General features: G+C 69.9%; 10 protein-coding genes. 2 read left to right on the top strand and 8 right to left on the bottom strand.

The features are described from left to right. Nucleotides 1-13 precede the first annotated feature (13 nt). From ftsX to ABD259_RS13105, 5 genes are all read right to left on the bottom strand, one after another. Complete coding sequence (gene ftsX / locus ABD259_RS13125; protein ID WP_344162538.1) at nucleotides 14-922, bottom strand: permease-like cell division protein FtsX; 909 nt, start codon at nucleotides 920-922, stop codon at nucleotides 14-16. Nucleotides 923-1,009: 87 nt separating this feature from the next. After that, a complete protein-coding gene (gene ftsE, locus ABD259_RS13120; protein WP_017618715.1) occupies nucleotides 1,010-1,699 on the bottom strand; it encodes a cell division ATP-binding protein FtsE in 690 nt (229 codons plus the stop codon). A gap of 380 nt (nucleotides 1,700-2,079) precedes the next feature. Then, entirely contained in the window at nucleotides 2,080-3,195 is a 1,116-nt protein-coding gene (gene prfB / locus ABD259_RS13115) for a peptide chain release factor 2 (RefSeq protein ID WP_344162535.1), read from the bottom strand. 212 nt (nucleotides 3,196-3,407) lie between these two features. Then, a complete protein-coding gene (locus tag ABD259_RS13110) occupies nucleotides 3,408-8,300 on the bottom strand; it encodes an NAD-glutamate dehydrogenase (protein WP_344162532.1) in 4,893 nt (1,630 codons plus the stop codon). A gap of 454 nt (nucleotides 8,301-8,754) precedes the next feature. Further along, nucleotides 8,755-9,459, bottom strand: coding sequence for an HAD family hydrolase (locus ABD259_RS13105; RefSeq protein ID WP_344162659.1), 705 nt, complete (start codon nucleotides 9,457-9,459; stop codon nucleotides 8,755-8,757). A 249-nt stretch (nucleotides 9,460-9,708) separates the two neighbouring features. On the opposite strand from ABD259_RS13105, the gene ABD259_RS13100 reads away from it, so the two are divergent. Continuing rightward, nucleotides 9,709-11,328, top strand: a complete 1,620-nt coding sequence (locus ABD259_RS13100) for a hypothetical protein (protein WP_344162529.1) — start codon at nucleotides 9,709-9,711, stop codon at nucleotides 11,326-11,328. Nucleotides 11,329-11,380: 52 nt separating this feature from the next. Here the strand turns inward: ABD259_RS13100 and pruA are convergent, their stop codons facing one another. After that, the gene (pruA, locus tag ABD259_RS13095; protein WP_344162527.1) at nucleotides 11,381-13,009 is read right to left on the bottom strand and encodes an L-glutamate gamma-semialdehyde dehydrogenase; all 1,629 of its coding nucleotides are present in this window, start codon (nucleotides 13,007-13,009) and stop codon (nucleotides 11,381-11,383) included. 293 nt (nucleotides 13,010-13,302) lie between these two features. On the opposite strand from pruA, the gene ABD259_RS13090 reads away from it, so the two are divergent. Further along, nucleotides 13,303-14,403 (top strand): AraC family transcriptional regulator, encoded by a 1,101-nt coding sequence (locus ABD259_RS13090; protein ID WP_344162524.1) that lies wholly within the window; start codon nucleotides 13,303-13,305, stop codon nucleotides 14,401-14,403. A 60-nt stretch (nucleotides 14,404-14,463) separates the two neighbouring features. On the opposite strand, the gene ABD259_RS13085 is transcribed toward ABD259_RS13090, so the two are convergent. Both ABD259_RS13085 and ABD259_RS13080 read right to left on the bottom strand, forming a co-directional pair. Beyond that, a complete protein-coding gene (locus tag ABD259_RS13085; protein WP_344162522.1) occupies nucleotides 14,464-15,450 on the bottom strand; it encodes an esterase/lipase family protein in 987 nt (328 codons plus the stop codon). A 66-nt stretch (nucleotides 15,451-15,516) separates the two neighbouring features. After that, the gene (locus tag ABD259_RS13080) at nucleotides 15,517-17,328 is read right to left on the bottom strand and encodes an AMP-dependent synthetase/ligase (protein WP_344162519.1); all 1,812 of its coding nucleotides are present in this window, start codon (nucleotides 17,326-17,328) and stop codon (nucleotides 15,517-15,519) included. Nucleotides 17,329-17,388: the final 60 nt, after the last annotated feature.

Below are 17,388 nucleotides of genomic sequence, written 5' to 3'. Positions count from 1 at the left end.
GAGTTCTCCTTAGTTACACCCTGAGGTAGCGCCGAAGCGTCAGGAACGACGCGACGGTACACAGCAGCACGCCCAAAATCAGCGAGACGCCGATGACGTACAGCAGCGAACCGGTCGACAGCGCGACAGGGAACGCGAACCAGTCTTCGACCTTGTCCAGTAGGAAGAACCGCGCGGAGACGATGAAGCCGGAGGCGATGACGCCGCCGATCAGACCCGCGATGGCGCCTTCCAACAGGAAGGGAAGCTGGATATAGAAGTTGGACGCGCCGACGAGCCGCATAATTCCCGTCTCCCGGCGTCGACTGTAGGCCGACAACCGGATGGTGTTGCCGATCAGCAGCGCGGCGGCACCGAGTTGGATGAACGACACGGTGAGCGCGCCCCACTTGAGGCCGTCGAGCAGTCCGAAGAACTTCTCCAGCACCTGCTGGTCGTCGGAGACCGACTCGACACCGGGTGCGCCCTTGACCTGTTCGGCCACCTTGTCGTACTGGTCGGGGTTTTCCAGCTGCACACGGAAGTTGTCCGGGATATCGCCCTCGCGGACGGCGTCGCTCATGGCCTCGTTGTTGGAGAAGCGCTCCTGGAAGTCCTTGAACGCCTCGGCCTGGGTCACGTAGGTGACGTCCGCGACCTCGGGCAGCGACTTGAGGGTCGACTCGACGTCGGCGCGCTGCTCCTTGGTGGCCTCGCCGCTTTCCTCACAGGCCGTGGAGGGCGCGTTCTTCGTGCACATGAAGACCGTGAGGGAGACACGGGAGTCCCAGTACCCGCGCATCTGCGAGACCTGCTGCATGATGAGCAGACCGCCACCGAACAAGGCGAGCGAGATGGCCACGGTGATGATCACCGCGACGGTCATCGTCAGGTTGCGGCGTAGGCCGATCCAGATCTCGGAAAGTACGAATTGTGCTCGCATGATGTGTTAAGGGTCCATCCTTAGGGGCTTCGCCGCGCTGCTACGGCCAGCGGGGGGACGCTTGGCCGACCCGGCGGGTCAGGAGGCTCAGTAGGCCTGGCCGTAGATGCCGCGCGTCTGGTCCCGGACGACGACACCCTCTTCGAGCTCGATAACGCGCTTGCGCATCGAGTCGACGATCGCGGCATCGTGGGTCGCCATCACGACCGTCGTTCCGGTGCGGTTGATTCGGTCGAGCACCTTCATGATGCCGATCGACGTGGCGGGGTCGATGTTGCCGGTGGGCTCGTCGGCCAGCAGGATCTGCGGCCGGTTGACGAACGCCCGGGCGATCGCGACCCGCTGCTGCTCACCACCCGACAGTTCGTCGGGCATACGGGTGGACTTGCCCTCCAGGCCGACGAGCTCGACGACCTCCGGCACGACCTTGCGGATGAACCGCCGGGGCTTGCCGATGACCTCCAGCGCGAACGCGACGTTCTCGAAGACGTTCTTGTTCGGCAGCAGCCGGAAGTCCTGGAAGACACAGCCGATGCGGCGCCGCAGGTGCGGGACCTTCCAGTTGGACAGGCGCGCGAGGTCTTTGCCCGCGACGTGGACCCTGCCCTGAGAGGGCTTCTCCTCCTTGAGGACCAGCCTGAGGAACGTTGATTTACCCGACCCGGAGGGACCGACGAGGAAGACGAACTCTGCCTTGTCCACGTCGAGGGAAACGCCGTCGAGAGCGGGGCGCTTCTGGGTCGCGTAGACCTTGGTGACGTTATCGAAGTGGATCACAGGTGCATCACAAGGTTCTCGGAGGTAGGGGAGCCCAGGCGGATGTTCACCTCCGCGCAGGGCAGTACCGGCCACGGGGCCAATCGACAGTGTAGAGGCGATCGCAACCCGGAATGTCCAGATCGACGTGCGAACTCACGTCAACGCCCGCGACCGGAGAAGTCCGGGCGGGCGATCAGACGTCGCCACTTCCCCCACACGGCCCGTTGGCCCCGGCTGTCCGCGCAGGACAGCACGTCCGAGCATATCGGAAGCGTCAACCACCTATAACATTCCCATATACCCCATTTGTCGCAAACCCGGCGCGCGAGCGGGATTCCCCGCCCGTGGGACGCGGCGGAAACTCATCCGTCACATCGGCCACACGTGCCCCGCTCGGTCTACGCGGCCCCGTTCTCCTTGCTGCGCATCCAGCGGATCTCGGCGTCGATGAACTCGTCGATCTGACCGTCGAGGACGGCGGTCGGGTTACCCGACTCCACGTTCGTCCGGGCGTCCTTCACGCTCTGGTAGGGGTGCAGCACGTAGTTGCGCATCTGCGTTCCCCAGCTGCTGGCGCTGTCGCCGCGCAGCTCGTCGATCGTGGACTGCTCCTCGCGTCGCTTGCGCTCCAGCAGCTTGGCCTGGAGCATCGACATCGCCGTCGCGCGGTTCTGCAGCTGGGAGCGCTCGTTCTGGCACGAGGTGACGATGCCCGTGGGCAGGTGGGTGATGCGCACCGCGGAGTCGGTGGTGTTGACGCCCTGCCCGCCCGGGCCGCTGGACCGGTAGACGTCGATCCGCAGGTCGCTCTCGTCGATCTCGATGTGGTCGCTCTGCTCGATGACCGGAACGACGTCGACGCCCGCGAACGAGGTCTGCCGGCGGCTCTGGTTGTCGAACGGCGAGATGCGGACCAGCCGGTGGGTGCCGTGCTCGCCGCGCAGCGTCCCGTAGGCGAACGCCGCCTTCACGGCGAACGTCGTCGACTTGATCCCCGCCTCTTCGGCGTACGAGGTGTCGTAGATGTCGGTCGGGTAGCCGTGGCGCTCGGCCCAGCGCAGGTACATCCGCTGCAGCATCTGCGCCCAGTCGGCGGCGTCGATGCCCCCGGCCTGCGCGTTGATGGTGACCAGGGCCTCGCGCTCGTCGTAGGGGCCGCTGAGCAGGGTGCGGACCTCCAGCTCGCCGATGTCCTTGCGCAGCGACTCCAGCTCGGTGTCGGCCTCGGCCTGGGCGTCGGAGTCGCCCTCGGTAGCGGCCAGCTCGTAGAGCACGCCGAGGTCGTCGAGGCGCTGGCGAATGTTGCCGACCTTGGTGACCACGGACTCCAGGTTGGCCAGCCGGCGGGTGACCTTCTGGGCGTTCTCGGCGTCGTTCCAGAGCTCAGGGTCGGCAGACTGCTCGCGCAGCTGGTCGATCTCCGTGTTCTTGGCGTCGAGGTCCAGCACGGACTCGACGCTCGCCAGGGTCGACGAGAGTTCCTTGATCTTTTCTGCGGGGTCTTGGTCTGCCACGTGCCCAAGTCTAGGGCGTATAGGACGCCGTCCTTCACACGGAGCGATGCGCGACCCCGGCACGGACCGCCACGGCCGAGGTCGGCGGCGCACACCACCATATTTCTCCGCGTTCGGCCCGCGGCGCCCCATCGGACCCACGGGCTCCATCGGATACGGAGAAGGGCCGCGCCCGATGTCGGGCGCGGCCCTGGTGGCTCCGGTGTGCGACCTCAGCCGTCGGAGCTCGCCAGCGAGCGGATCGACCGCAGCGCCACCGAGAGGGTGGCAAGGTCGAACCGCTCGGTCTCCCAGATGTCCGAGAGGGTCTGGCCGGCACGCTCCAGCGTGGCCTTGTTCTGCTCCATCCACTTCTCCCGCATGGCGTCGACCGGCTCACCGGGCTGGCCGGACTCCAGCACCCGGCCGGTGAGGTCGGCGTGCGTGCGGTACAGGTCGTCGCGCACGGCCGAGCGCGCCATCGTGTTCCAGCGGTCGTCGCGCGGCAGCGCGATGATGCGCTCCCGCAGCCGGGAGATCTGCAGCCGGTCGGCCAGGTCGAAGTAGACCTCGGCGACCTCCCGCAGCGGGCGTCCGGTCCGGTGGCCCACCTCCACCAGATCGAAGGTGGAGTAGGCCGGGACCATCGCGGCGACCTGCTCGGCCAGTTCCGAGGGGACACCGCGCCCGACGAACCTGTCCCGCCGTTCGATGAACGCGGCCAGGTCGCGCCCCCTGAGCAGCTCGGACAGCTGAGGCACGATCGTGGGCACGCCCTCCGCGAAGAACGCGATCTCCTCACTCAGGTCAAACAGGGACGTGCGGTTCTGCAGCAGCCAGCGCGCCGAACGCTCGGCGAGCTTGCGGGCCTCCAGCAGCATGTCCAGCTGGGTGGCGACGTCGACCTTGTGGTCCAGGTCCTCCACGGCCCGCCAGAAGTCGCGGAGCCCGAACACCTCCTGCACGACCAGGTAGGCCCGCGCGATGTCGTCAGCTGAGGCGCCCAGTTCCTCGTTGAGCCGGAAGGCGAAGGTCGATCCGGACCGGTTCACCATGTCGTTCACCACCTGGTTGGTGATGATCTGGCGGGCCAGCGGGTGGTCCGGCATGGCGTCGGCGAACCGCTCGCGCAGCGCCGTGGGGAAGTACTCGGTGAGCGTGTCCCGCAGGTAGGGGTCGGACGGCAGGTTGGAGTCGGCGATCGCGTCCTTGAGGGTGATCTTGGTGTAGGCGATCAGCGTGCCGAACTCCGGCCCCGTCAGGCCCTGGCCGCTGGAGCGGCGCGCGGCGATGGCCTTGTCGTCGGGCAGGTTCTCCAGCTTGCGCTTGAGCTGCCCGGAGCGCTCCAGCGCGCGCATGTAGCGCTGGTGGACGTGGAGCATGCCGTTGGCCTGCTTGCGCGCCGCCGCGAGCACGACGTTCTGCGCGTAGTTGTTGTCCAGCACGAGCTCGGCGACCTCGTCGGTCATGCCCAGGAACAGCTCGTCGCGCTCGTCCTTGGACAGGCGGCCGGCCCGGACCTCGCGGTCCAGCATGATCTTGATGTTCACCTCGTGGTCGGAGGTGTCCACACCGGCGGAGTTGTCGACGAAGTCGGAGTTGACCCGCCCCCCGGCCAGCGCGAACTCGATCCGCCCCGCCTGGGTGAGGCCGAGGTTGCCGCCCTCACCGATAACCTTGCACCGCAGCTCGGTAGCGTCGACGCGCACCTGGTCGTTGGCCTTGTCGCCGACCGAGGCGTGGGTCTCGGTGGAGGCCTTGACGTAGGTGCCGATGCCGCCGTTCCACAGCAGGTCCACCGGGGCCTTGAGGATGCACTGGATCAGCTCGAACGGGGTCAGCGAGGTGACGTCCGGGTCGATGCCCAGAACCTCGCGGACCTGCGGGGTGAGGTGAATCGACTTGGCGGTGCGCGGGTAGACCCCTCCCCCCTCGGAGATCAGCGACTGGTCGTAGTCCGCCCAGGTACTGCGGGGCAGTTCGAACAGGCGGCGGCGCTCGGCGTAGCTCCGCGCCGCGTCCGGGTTGGGGTCGAGGAAGACGTGCCGGTGGTCGAATGCGGCCACCAGCCGGATGTGCTCCGAGAGCAGCATCCCGTTGCCGAACACGTCGCCGGACATGTCGCCGACGCCGACGGCGGTGAAGTCCTCGTTCTGGACGTCCACGCCCATCTCGCGGAAGTGGTACTTGACCGACTCCCAGGCACCGCGCGCGGTGATGCCCATGGCCTTGTGGTCGTAACCGACCGAGCCGCCGGAGGCGAACGCGTCGCCGAGCCAGAAGCCCCGCTCCAGGGAGATGCCGTTGGCGATGTCGGAGAAGGTGGCCGTGCCCTTGTCCGCGGCGACGACGAGGTAGGAGTCGTCGGCGTCGTAGCGGACGACGTCGCGCGGGTGCTCGACGGCTCCCTCGACGAGGTTGTCGGTGACGTCGAGCATGCCGCTGATGAACTGCTTGTAGCAGGCCACGACCTCGGTCATGATCGTGTCGCGGTCGCCGCCGGCGGGCAGCCGCTTGCAGACGAAGCCGCCCTTGGCGCCGTTGGGCACGATCAGCGAGTTCTTCACCATCTGCGCCTTGACCAGGCCGAGGATCTCGGTGCGGAAGTCCTCGAAGCGGTCCGACCAGCGCAGCCCGCCGCGCGCGACCGAGCCGAAGCGCAGGTGCACGCCCTCCATCCGCGGGGAGTAGACGTACATCTCGAACTTGGGCCGCGGGGCCGGAAGGTCCGGGATGGCCTGCGGGTCGAGCTTGTAGACGAGGTAGGGCTTCTCGCCCTCAGCGGCGTGCTGGAAGTAGTTGGTGCGCAGCGTCGCCTGAATCATCGCCAGGAAGGACCGCAGGATGCGGTCCTGGTCGAGGCTGGCCACCAGGTCGAGTTCGCCGTTGATCTCCTCGGTGATGGCCTCGGAGCGCTCGGCGCGGCCGTCGGAGTGGCGCGGGTCGAAGCGCGACTCGAAGAGCCGGACCAGCAGGTTGGCGATGTGCACGTTGGCGACGAGGACGTCCGCGATGTAGGCGGGGCTGAACGTGCTCCCGGCCTGGCGCAGGTACTTGGCGTAGGCGCGCAGGATCGTGAGCTGGCGCCAGGTCAGCCCGGCGCGCAGCACCAGCGCGTTGAAGCCGTCGGACTCGCCGCGGTCTTCCCACAGGGCGGTGAAGGCGTCCTCGAAGAGGTGCTTCAGCCGCTCCTCCGGGACCTGTACGGCGTCGCGGATCGGGGCCAGGCCGAAGTCGTAGATCCAGGCGCGCCCCTCGCCGTCGCGGTCGGCGCCCGGGGCGGTGATGCCGTAGGGGCGCTCGTCCTCCACCTCGACGCCCATGTGCTCCAGCAGCGGCAGCACCTTGGACAGGGAGATGGGGTCGCCCTTGCGGTAGACCTTGAACCGCCACTTGGAGGCGTCGTCCGTCGCCGAGGGCGAGGGGTAGAGGTTGACGGCGAGCTCGCCGTCCGCGAGGGCGTCGATCCGCCCGATGTCGTCGACGGCCGTGGCGGCCGACGTGTCGACCTTGTACCCCTCGGGCAGGGCCTCCCGGTAGCGCCCGACGACCTCGGTGGCGCGCTCGGCGCCGAAGCGCTGGGTGAGCTCGACGAGGAGGTCGTCGTCCCAGGAGCGGGTGGCCTTGACGACCTCGGCCTCCAGGGCGGCGTGGTCGACGTCGGCGAGGAGGCGGCCGCGCTCGGCGCGCACCACCAGGTAGAGGCGGGCGAAGGGGGCCGAGCCGACCATGACGCTGTGCTCCATGGTGGCGCCGTGGAACGCCTTGGCCAGCACGTTCTGGATGTCGAGGCGGACCTGCGTGGTGTAGCGGTCGCGCGGCATGTACACCAGGCAGGACATGTAGCGGCCGTAGGGGTCGCGGCGCAGGAACAGCTTGCTGCCGCGGCGCTCGCGCAGGCGCAGCACGCCCAGCACGATGTCGTAGAGCTCGGGGACCGGGGTCTGCAGCAGCTCCTCGCGCGGGAAGCCCTCCAGGATCTCCACCAGGTCCTTGCCGTCGTAGCTGTCGGCGTCGAACCCGGCGAGGTCGAGGACCTCGGCCTGCTTGCGCTTGAGGATCGGGATCTCGGCGATGCTCGTCGTGGTGGCCTGGTGGGTGAACAGGCCGAGGAAGCGGCACTCGCCGACGATGTGGCCCTGGTCGTCGAACTTCTTGACGCCGATGTAGTCGAGGTACTTGGGCCGGTGGACCGTGGCCCGCGAGTTGGCCTTGGTCAGCACCAGCACGTGCGGCTCGCGCGCCTTGGCGCGGGCCTCGGGGGGCAGTGCCGCGAAGCTGCCGGACACCGGCGTGTCCATGCGCAGCACACCCAGGCCGGTCCCGGCCTGCGGGCTCAGCGCCTCGCGGCCTTCCTCGTCGCTGACCAGCGCGTATTCGCGGTATCCAATGAACGTGAAGTGGCGGTCGGCGACCCAGCGCAGGAACTCGACACTCTCGGAGATCTCCTGCTCGCTGACGCCTCCGGCGACAAGGGCGGAGGTACGCGCGGCGACCTCGTCGGCGAGGTCGACGGCGCGCTGGCGCATCCGCGCGCCGTCCTCGTCCACGTAGCGGACGTCGGTGAGCACGCGCGTCAGATCCGATTCCAGCTGCTTGAGCACCGTGGCGTCGGCCTGGCGGTCGATCTCGACGTGGATCCACGACTCGGCGATCGGGAGGAGGTCGCCTTCGGTCTCCGCGGGCTCGATCTCGCGCAGCTCGCCGCGGAGGTCGCGCAGAACGCGGAGCTGCGGGTGGACGACCAGGTGCGCGCCGATGTTGTGGCGCGCGAGTTCCATGGTCACGGAGTTGACCAGGAACGGGGCGTCGTCGGTGACGATCTCGACCACGGTGTGGCCGATCTCCCAGCCGTCCCTGTCCTGGGTGGGCGTGTGGACCCGCACCTTCGCTCGGCCCTGGACCCGGTTCTCGGCGAGCTGCCTGTGCGAGATGGCCGCACCGCAGATCTCCTCGGGCCTCCGCTCCTTGAGTTCTTCGGGGTCTACGTGCCGGTAGTAGAGCCTCAGGAAGCGCTCAAGCTCGTTCGTGTCGTGGTCGTCGGCCGAACCGCCGTTGGGTGCGGTCCACTGCGTGGCCGCATCGTGTAGCAACTGATCCTGTATGGCGTCTGACTGCCCGGACATCGTTGCGATCTCACTCCTTTGTGAGCGTCGGGGGTGGACCGGAAGCCGACCTGGAGACCGGCCCCAGAACATCGGGTGATGTGACTTGTGATGTTGTGTGTCGGTGGACCACCGCCCTCGGTGGTCCGGCTCCGGTGGAAGGAACCTGTGCGCACAGGCCGTGGCGTGTGGGGCTCGGACACCGTTGTCCGGCCGCCGCCATGGCCTAGGCTACTGCGTTTCACACGGTAGAACAGTGATCAACACCGTTAACGGTGCGTTTCAGCGGCTATGGACCGTATTGCGTGCGGGGGCATCCCCACCTAGGACAGTATGCGCGGGAGATACGTCACATTCAGGCTCCGGGCCACTTCCGGACACGGGGACAGGAAGCGGACGCCCGGCGCGGTGACCTGACGCAACCGACGCTATCCGGGCGGCGGTCGGGGTGGGGCCGAAGAGTCACCCCGCTGACTCACCCCGCCTGGGGCAGGCGCGTGGCGCCGCGGATCATGTGCAGCAGGGCCTGCTGGTCGGTGAGGTCCTCCAGGACGTAGCGCGCCCCGGCGGAGCGCAGCTGCGACTCGGTGGTCGACCCGCTGGCGACTCCGATGGGGGTGGCGTGGCCGATGAGGGCCGCCTCGACGTCGCGGGCGGAGTCGGTGATGTAGACCGTGGCGGACTCCGGGAACGCGGAACCGTGGGCCTCCGCCGCGCGCATCCGGGTGAACTGGATGAGGCTGGCCTTGGGGTAGTGCTCGGACCCGAACCCGCCGATGCTCAGGTCCAGGTAGCCGTCGAGCCCGAACGCGGCGAGCTTCGCCACCGCGTTGGGCATGATGGTTCCGGTGACCACGGTCTGCACCGTGCCGTCCAGGGCCGCGACGGCGGCCAGCGCCTCCGGCGCTCCGGGCATCGCCCGGCCGCGTGCGGGCAGCTGGTCGCGCCGCCGGGCGAACGCCTCGCCCAGGGCGTGCAGAAAGTCGGCGATCTGCGCCGCGCCGGACTCGGCGTCGACGTCGTTGCGGGCCAGGAACTCATAGAAGATCTCGGAGTCGGTGCGACCCGCGGTCGACGCCAGATAGACGAGGGGCTCGCCCGTCACCTGTTGGAACGCCTCGGCGTAGGCGGCCCGCGTCACCTGGGCGACGTCGACGAGCGTGAGGTCGATGTTCCACAACACCAGCCGGCTGATGGGAGTCTCCTCACGGAACACGAGGGGTGAGCGATGTCGGCCCCATTATCCCAGTCGCCGAAGTCACGCGGCCAGGGTGCGCCGCGTAACGGGGACGAACGGGAGAATCGGTCCGGATCCAGGGGTGCGCGGCGGGCCCGGCCGTCGACCGAGGAGCCACCGTGGGGAACCACGGTGTCACGCCATGCGTCCCAGTGCACCGGTACGCGATCGCCACGGGAACGAAAGGGGACGATGAGCAGCGGTAGAGGGAGCGGCTCGGATGACGTCGTGGATTTCTTCCTCGGCGACTGGAACATCACCGACCGGCGCCAGAACCAGCGTATCCGGGAGTTGCAGGAAGGACTGGACCAGGCCAATCAGCGCGTCTACCACGAGCGGAGCCGACTCCGCTCTGAGCTGAGCCAGGTGCGGGGTTCGCTGGAAAAGCGGTTGGACGCGATCTCCGCCTCCTTCGACGCCTTCGTCGAGCTGAGCGATATTCGCGCCACTCTCGCCATGTTCGACGGCACCGCGATGGCCCGCCACCGCACGCGGCAGATCCTCAGCGGCCAGCGGCCCGATGAACTGCGGCTCGACGACACGTCCGCGTATTGGCTGGTTCCGGCCGCGCTCGGCCTGCACGCCCTGACCGGTGGCGACCTGGGGACGGCGCGGGTCCGGTTCGCCGAGGCCGCCGAGCGCGACCCCCTGCGCGCCGAGGTCTTCTCGATCCTCGCGACAGCGGTCGCCGCCCCCGAGCACGCCCCCGCGTTGGCCGGCCCCGTGCTGCCGAAGCTCCTGCCCGCACTGCCCCACGAGGTGGACCGCTGGCAGCGGGCGCTGTGGCTGCTCGCAGCTGACGGCCTGCTGGGCGAGGACGCCCGGGAGGAGCTGCGGCTGCGAACGGACACGGCGCTGCGCGAGCAGGGCCTCCCCCAGGGTGACGACAGCACGCGGAGGATCCCGAGGGTCGAGCTCAAGCCCGAGCGGGCGCCCGTGAACCTCAGTGGCACGGGCGAGATCCAGCAGCGGCTCCTCGCGGCAGAACAGCTCAGCGCCCTGCGCGAACGGCTGGAGCACACGCTCGTGACCCCGAGCGCACCGGGTGCCGATGACGCTGGCAGGCGGCGCACAGCGCCCGCCCGCTTCGCGGCCGAGACCCTGCGGCTGCTCATCGACGAGGGCAGCTCGGAAGAGGCGCCGCTTATCGAGCGCGCCGCCCAGCTGCGCGCCGTGGTCGAAGGCAGTGGCAGCGCTTCCGCCGACTCGGGGCGGCCCCGGTGGGACGCGCGGGTCGGCACCCTGAGTCAGCTGCTGCACGCGGACGCCACCGACACCGGCGCCCCCGCCGACCGGCGCGCGTTCGCCCTCTCGTTCGAGAGCGCACGGACGCTGTCCGCCGCCGAATCCCTCGCCCACCGCGCACAACAACCGTGGAGGGGAGACGTCGTCATCACCGAACAGGGGCAGCGCGTCCCCATCACGCGCGACGGCCCCGTGGGCGACGCGCTCGCGGACGCCGAGGCGCAAATCGCGCGGCGCTACATGCGCGGCGGCTCCGAGCACCGACACATCACGCTCTCCGCGGCGGCCATCGGCGTGGTCCTGGTCGCGGTCGGGCTGAGCGTCGGTTCACCGGTGCTCTGGATTATCGGCATCGCCGCGTTCGGCTGCTCCGGCTGGGGCGTGTACAAGGACTCCAGCGGGCGCCAGCAGACCATGGAGTTCGCCCGCCACCAGCAGGAGCGGATGCGCACATCGGTCGATCAGGGGGTGGCCTACCTGGGCGCTCTTCTCGACAAAACCGAGGCGGACGGCGCCCGTGCCGACCGGGACCTCGACGCGATCCGGAGGCTGCTTGCCGACGGCTGATCCGGGGCGGCCGCCCCGGATCGGCTCGCAGCGGCGGGGCGGCGCGCGCTGGCTAGCCCATGTGCGGGTACCTCCAGTCCGTCGGGGCGACGAAGGTCTCCTTGATCGCCCGCGGGCTCGCCCAGCGGGCCAGGTTGAACAGGGACCCGGCCTTGTCGTTGGTGCCGCTGGCCCGCGCGCCGCCGAACGGCTGCTGGCCGACAATCGAGCCGGTCGGCTTGTCGTTGATGTAGAAGTTCCCGGCGGAGAACCGCAGCGCGGCGTCGGCGGTGGCGATGGCGTTGCGGTCGCGGGCGATGACCGCCCCCGTCAGCCCGTAGGGCGCGACGTCGGCCATCTGGGCCAGCACCCCCTCGTAGTCGGCGTCGTCGTAGACGTGCACGGCGAGGATCGGGCCGAAGTACTCGGTGCGGAACACCTCGTCCTCGGGGTCGTCGCACTCCAGTACCGTCGGCTGGACGAAGTAGCCGACCGAGTCGTCAGCGGTGCCCCCGGCGAGGATGGTGATCGAGTCGGTCTCCGCGGCCCGCTTCAACGCGGCGGAGTTCTTGGCGAAGGCCCGCTCGTCGATGACCGCGCCCATGAACGTGGAGAGGTCGCCGGTGACGTCGCCCATGGTCAGCGACTTGACGTCGGTGAGGAGGTCGTCGCGGACCGCCGACCACAGGCCGCGCGGCACATAGGCGCGCGAGGCCGCCGAGCACTTCTGCCCCTGGTACTCGAACGCGCCGCGGACCAGGGCGGTGCGGAGCACGTCGGGGTCGGCGGAGGAGTGCGCGACCACGAAGTCCTTGCCGCCGGTCTCGCCGACGATCCGCGGGTAGGACGCGTAGTCCGCGATGTTCTCCCCGACGGTCCGCCACAGGTGCTTAAACGTGCGGGTGGAGCCGGTGAAGTGGATCCCGGCGAGGTCGGGCTGGGCCAGCGCGACCCGGGACACCGCTGTGCCGTCGCCGGTGACCATGTTGATCACGCCCGGCGGCAGGCCCGCCTCCTCCAGCAGGCGCATCAGGTGCCAGGCCGCGAAGGTCTGGGTGGGTGAGGGCTTCCACACCACCACGTTGCCCATGAGGGCCGGGGCGGTGGGGAGGTTGCCCGCGATGGCGGTGAAGTTGAAGGGGGTGATGGCCAGGACGAAGCCCTCCAGCGGGCGCAGCTCCTGCCGGTTCCACACGCCGCGCGACGAGATCGGCTGCTCCTCGTACAGGCGCCGGGCGAAGGCGACGTTGAACCGCCAGAAGTCGATCAGCTCGCAGGCGGCGTCGATCTCGGCCTGCTGCACCGACTTGGACTGTCCGAGCATCGTCGCGGCGTTGACCCTGGCCCGCCACGGCCCGGCCAGCAGGTCGGCGGCGCGCAGCAGGATCGCGGCCCGGTCGTCGATGGACATCGCCCGCCACGCGGGGGCGGCGGCGCGGGCAGCGTTGATCGCCTCGTGCACATCAGTGTCGGTGGCATTGGCCATCCGGCCGAGGACGTGGGCGCGTTTGTGCGGTTGGACGGCATCGATGAGCTCGCCGACGCCGAGCCGGGTCACCCCGCCGATCGTCTGGCCGAGCTCGTACTCCCGGCTGGTCTGGCGGTCGATCTCGGCCGCCAGTTCCGCGCGCTCGGGGCTCCCCGGCGCGTAGCTCAGGTTGGGTTCGTTAACGGGAACGGGCACCCGTGTCACGGCATCCATGAACGCCTCCCGAATGGGTCTGCGTCCACTGGCATACCCGGATCGACCAGACGGGTATCGCGGCGTCGCGCCCTGGAGGTATGGGGGTGGGTGTGGATGCGCTGCGCTCGGCGCCGCATCGCCGCGAGGGCCAATGCGTACAGCCATTCCCCCCGCGCGGGGGGAATGGCCCGATTCGGAGACTACCACGCAGGTGAAGCCGCAGGTCGGCGACACCCCAGATCCTGACACCGCCCGCATTTTCGTCGTTCAATCCGATACCACAAGCGTTACTCGCGAGTTAAGCTGCGCTCGTGTTGGACACGACGGTGACGATCGACTGCGTGCGCGTGGTGCTCTGGGGAGCACGTCGGCGCGGGGTCGATGCCGTGCCGCTGCTGGCCGGCGCGGGCGTCCCGCCCTCTCTGCTCGATGCCGAGGGGGCCCGCGTGCCCGCCGACCGCTTCGCTGTCCTGGTACGTGCCGTGTGTGTGGCGCTCGACGACGAGTTCCTCGGGCTCGCCGACGACGCCGTCCGTCCGGGCACGTTCGCGATGATGTGCCGCACCGCCATCCACTGCCCCGACCTCGGGGCGGCCCTGCGCCGCGCCGGATCCTTCTACGCGCTGTTCCCCGGAGCGCCCCGCGGGTGGCTGAGCCGCGACCCCGCCGAACCCGAGGCGCGCTGGGAGTTCAGCGTGCACATGCCGCCGCGGTCGGGACCGTTCATCGAGCTGTGCCTGCTCGGCATCACGCTGCGGCTCGCGTCGTGGGCGATCGGGCGCCGGTTGCGGCCGTCGCTGGTCGAGCTCGCCCACTCCCGCGCCGCGGCGGTCGCCGACCACAGGTTCGTGCTGGGCGAGCGGATCCGCTACGAGCGCGCGCGCCCGGCTCTCGTGATCGGCGCCGCCGACCTCGCCGCGCCGATCGTCCGCGACGAGCATGATCTGCGGTCGCTGCTCACCGGCTCCCCGGCGGGTCTGCTGGCCGGGTTGCGCCCTGCTGTCGCCACCAGCGAGCGGGTGCGGCACATCCTCGACCGCGACATCGCCGGAGGCGTGCCCGCCGCCCACGAGGTCGCGGCGCGGCTGAACATGAGCCCGCAGACGTTGCGCCGCCACCTGCGGGCCGAGGGGGTCTCCTTCCGGGAGATCCGCGATCGGGTGTTGCGCGACGCCGCGGTGTCGGCGCTGGCCGATGGGGGGTGGAGCGTCGCCGAGGTCGCCGAGCACCTGGGTTTCTCCGAAGCCAGCGCCTTCCAGCGGGCGTTCAAGCGGTGGGCCGGGACTACCCCCGGCGCGTACCGCAGCGCGCGGTGCTCCCCGCCACCGTGCGCCGGAGGCGCACGTGGGGAGCACCGCGCGACGGCGGCCGAGCACGTGGAGGCGCCGACCCTCACACGGCCACCGGCCTGATCGGGTGACGAGGAGCCGGCAGCGCGGCCAACACGCGACCCCGCTACCGGCTCGGTGGCGTCACAGGCAGCGGGGTGACCGGGCCGAGTCAGGGTCGAGCGCGTTGAACACGAGCCGGTGCACCACCGGGTCGTACGCGGCGGCGATATGCCCGGAGATGTCGGTCCGGCACTCGTCCTGCAACACGATGTTGGTGACGTCGTCCCCTTCGAGGAACCCACTGGTATAGGGCTGAACGAACACGTCGTACTTGGTCATGATGGTGGTGTAGGTGACGCCGGGGACAGCGGCGCCGCCCTCGTTCATCTCCGCGAGGAAGTCGGATCCGGTCAGGAACTGCCGGCAGGGCCCGCAGATCTGGTCGATGGACCGCCCCAAGGTCGGATCCAGGCCCCAGGCGATGCCGAGCCGGTTGAGCTCGGCCGCCCCGAAGAAGGCGGTGCCGTCCCACAGCGGGGTGAGCGCCACGTAGTTGCGGACCTTCTCGGACCCGCCGAGGAACTTGACGTAGTAGTTGGGCATAAGGCTGCCCTCGGAGTGGCCGACGATGTCGACCTCCTCGGCGCCGGTGGACTCCAGCACCTTGTCGACATAGGTGGAGAGCTCTTCGGCGCTCTGCTCCAGCGGCACCGCTCCACCGACCGCGTTGAGCGGGAACGGCAGCTCAGTGCGCAGACCGTAGGTGGGGGCGAACACGCAGTATCCGCGCGCCGCCAGGCGGGGGGAGAGAAGCTGCCAGTTGGCGAACCCGTTGGCGCCATAGCCGTGCAGCAGGACCACCGGTCGGGGGTGCTCCTGCGTGGGGCGGCAGGAGAAGTCGTTGGCTCCGGGCGCGTCCGGCCAGGGGTCGGAGCCGGACCGCGGTTCGGGCATCTGCGGGATATCGACCCCGGGACCGGCCATCAGGAGGTCGTCGACCGAGGCGGTGGAGTCAGCGGGGGCGGAGAGCCCCGGGGGCGTGGTGTCGGCCGCGGCGGTGCCGCTGGCGAGCAGGCCTCCGAGCAGGAGCGCGGAGGCCGCCGCCGCGAGCAGGGGAATAGGACGCATGCGAAAACCCTTTCGTGGCGAATGAGAAGTGATCCGGTGCGGTGATGGCGCGGGGCAGCCCGCCCGTCAGGCGGGACGCGGCGTCTCGTACAGGTCGTCCAGGAGCTGCTGATAGCGCTGGGCGACGATGCTGCGGCGGAGCTTCAGCGACGGCGTGAGCTCACCGGTCTCCACGGAGAAGTCACCCGGGAGGATCGCGAAAGCGCGCACCCGCTCGGGTCGGGAGTAGCGGGCCCCGACGTCGGCCACGACCTCCTCGATGAGCGCGCGGACGTCGGGGTGGGCGGCGAGTTCGGCCTGGTCCTCGGGCAGGCCCCGCTCGCGTGCCCAGGGGATGATCTCGTCGGGGTCCAGGGTCACCAGCGCCGCGAGGTGGGGGCGGCGGTCGCCGAAGACGATGGCGTGCGAGATCCAGCGGGAGCCGCGCAGGTCGCCCTCGATGTTGGCGGGACTGATGTTCTTGCCGCTCGCCGGGATGATCAGGTCCTTTTTCCGGCCGGTGACGCGGAGGTAGCCGTCGGCGTCGAATTCGCCGAGGTCGCCGGTGTGCAGCCAGCCGTCACCGAGGATCTCGGTGGTCGCGGCCGGGGCGCGATGGTAGCCGGAGAACACGTTGGCGCCGCGGGCCAGGATCTCTCCGTCGTCCGAGATGCGGATCTCGACCCCCGGCAAGGGGCGCCCCACGGTCCCGAAGCGCCGGTCAGCGGGGCTGTTCAGGGTGAGGACCGCAGCGGACTCGGTCATCCCGTAGCCCTCGTTGACCGGAACGCCGCAGGCGTGGAAGAACTCCAGGATGTCCGGGGCGATCGGGGCGGATCCGGTCAGTGCCTCCTTGAGGCGGCCGCCGAACACGTCGCGGACCATGGACAGCCACCGCTCATCGGCGTGCGCGAACTCCGCCTCGATCTCCGGGTCGACCGGTTCGCCGCGGTCGCGGGCCATCCGAACCCGCCCGCCGAGGGTGACGGCGCGGTCGAAGGCTTCCCGGTCCGCCTCGGGGGCCTGGGCGAGCAGTGAGCGCACCCGCGTGTGTACCTTCTCGAACAGCAGCGGCGCCGAAGGCAGGTAGTCGGGGCGCACCTCGGCCAGGTCGGCGGCCACGCTGCGGATGTCGCCGCCGAAGAAGTGCAGCGTGGCGCCCCGGGAGAGGGCGACCAGCTGCACCACGCGCGCGAAGGCGTGCGCGAGGGGGAGGTAGAGGAAGATGCTCTCGCCTGCGCGTATCGGGAGACGGGAGTCGAGGCCGTCCAGGGTGGCCTGCCAGTGGCCGTTGCAGATCAGGCAGCCCTTGGGCGGGCCGGTGGTCCCGGAGGTGTAGATGATGGTGGAGAGGTCGCCGGAGCGCACGCGCGCCTCGCGGTCCACGACCTGGTCGGTGGTCGTGGCGCTGCCACGCTCCAGCAGCGCGTCGAGGGTGATGGCGCCCGACGCCTCCCCGTCCAGCACCACGATGTGCCGCAGCCGCGGGAGTTCGGCCCGCAGCTGCTCGACCTTGGCCACCTGCCCGGCGTCCTCGCAGATCAGCACGGACGATTCGGAGTCGCTGAGCACCCAGTGGCATTCTTCGGGGCTGTTGGTGGGGTACACGGGCACCGAGATGGCGCCCACGGCACCGACGGCGAGGTCGCACACCGTCCACTCCGGCCGGGTCTCGGCGAGGATCGCCACCCGGTCGCCGGGGGCGACGCCGATCGCCAGCAGCCCCCGTGCGACGTCGTCGGTGACGGCGCCGAGCTGCTCGTAGGTCAGTTCCGGCCAGCGGCTGGGGCGCACCGCACGGATCGCGGTATGCGCCGCGAAGGTGTCGGCGGCGAAGCGGGCCAGGCCCGCTGGAATAACGCCGGAGCGGTGGGCAGAGCGTTGAACGGATCCGGGCACTGGTGCCTCCTGCGGTCCGCGTGCGGGGGACGCCGCTCCCGGCGGCCATGCGGCCGAACC

Origin of the sequence: Nocardiopsis rhodophaea (assembly GCF_039530945.1) — a bacterium.
GTDB classification, from domain to species: Bacteria; Actinomycetota; Actinomycetes; order Streptosporangiales; family Streptosporangiaceae; genus Nocardiopsis_C; species Nocardiopsis_C rhodophaea.
This window is presented reverse-complemented; position numbering and strand designations above follow the sequence as displayed.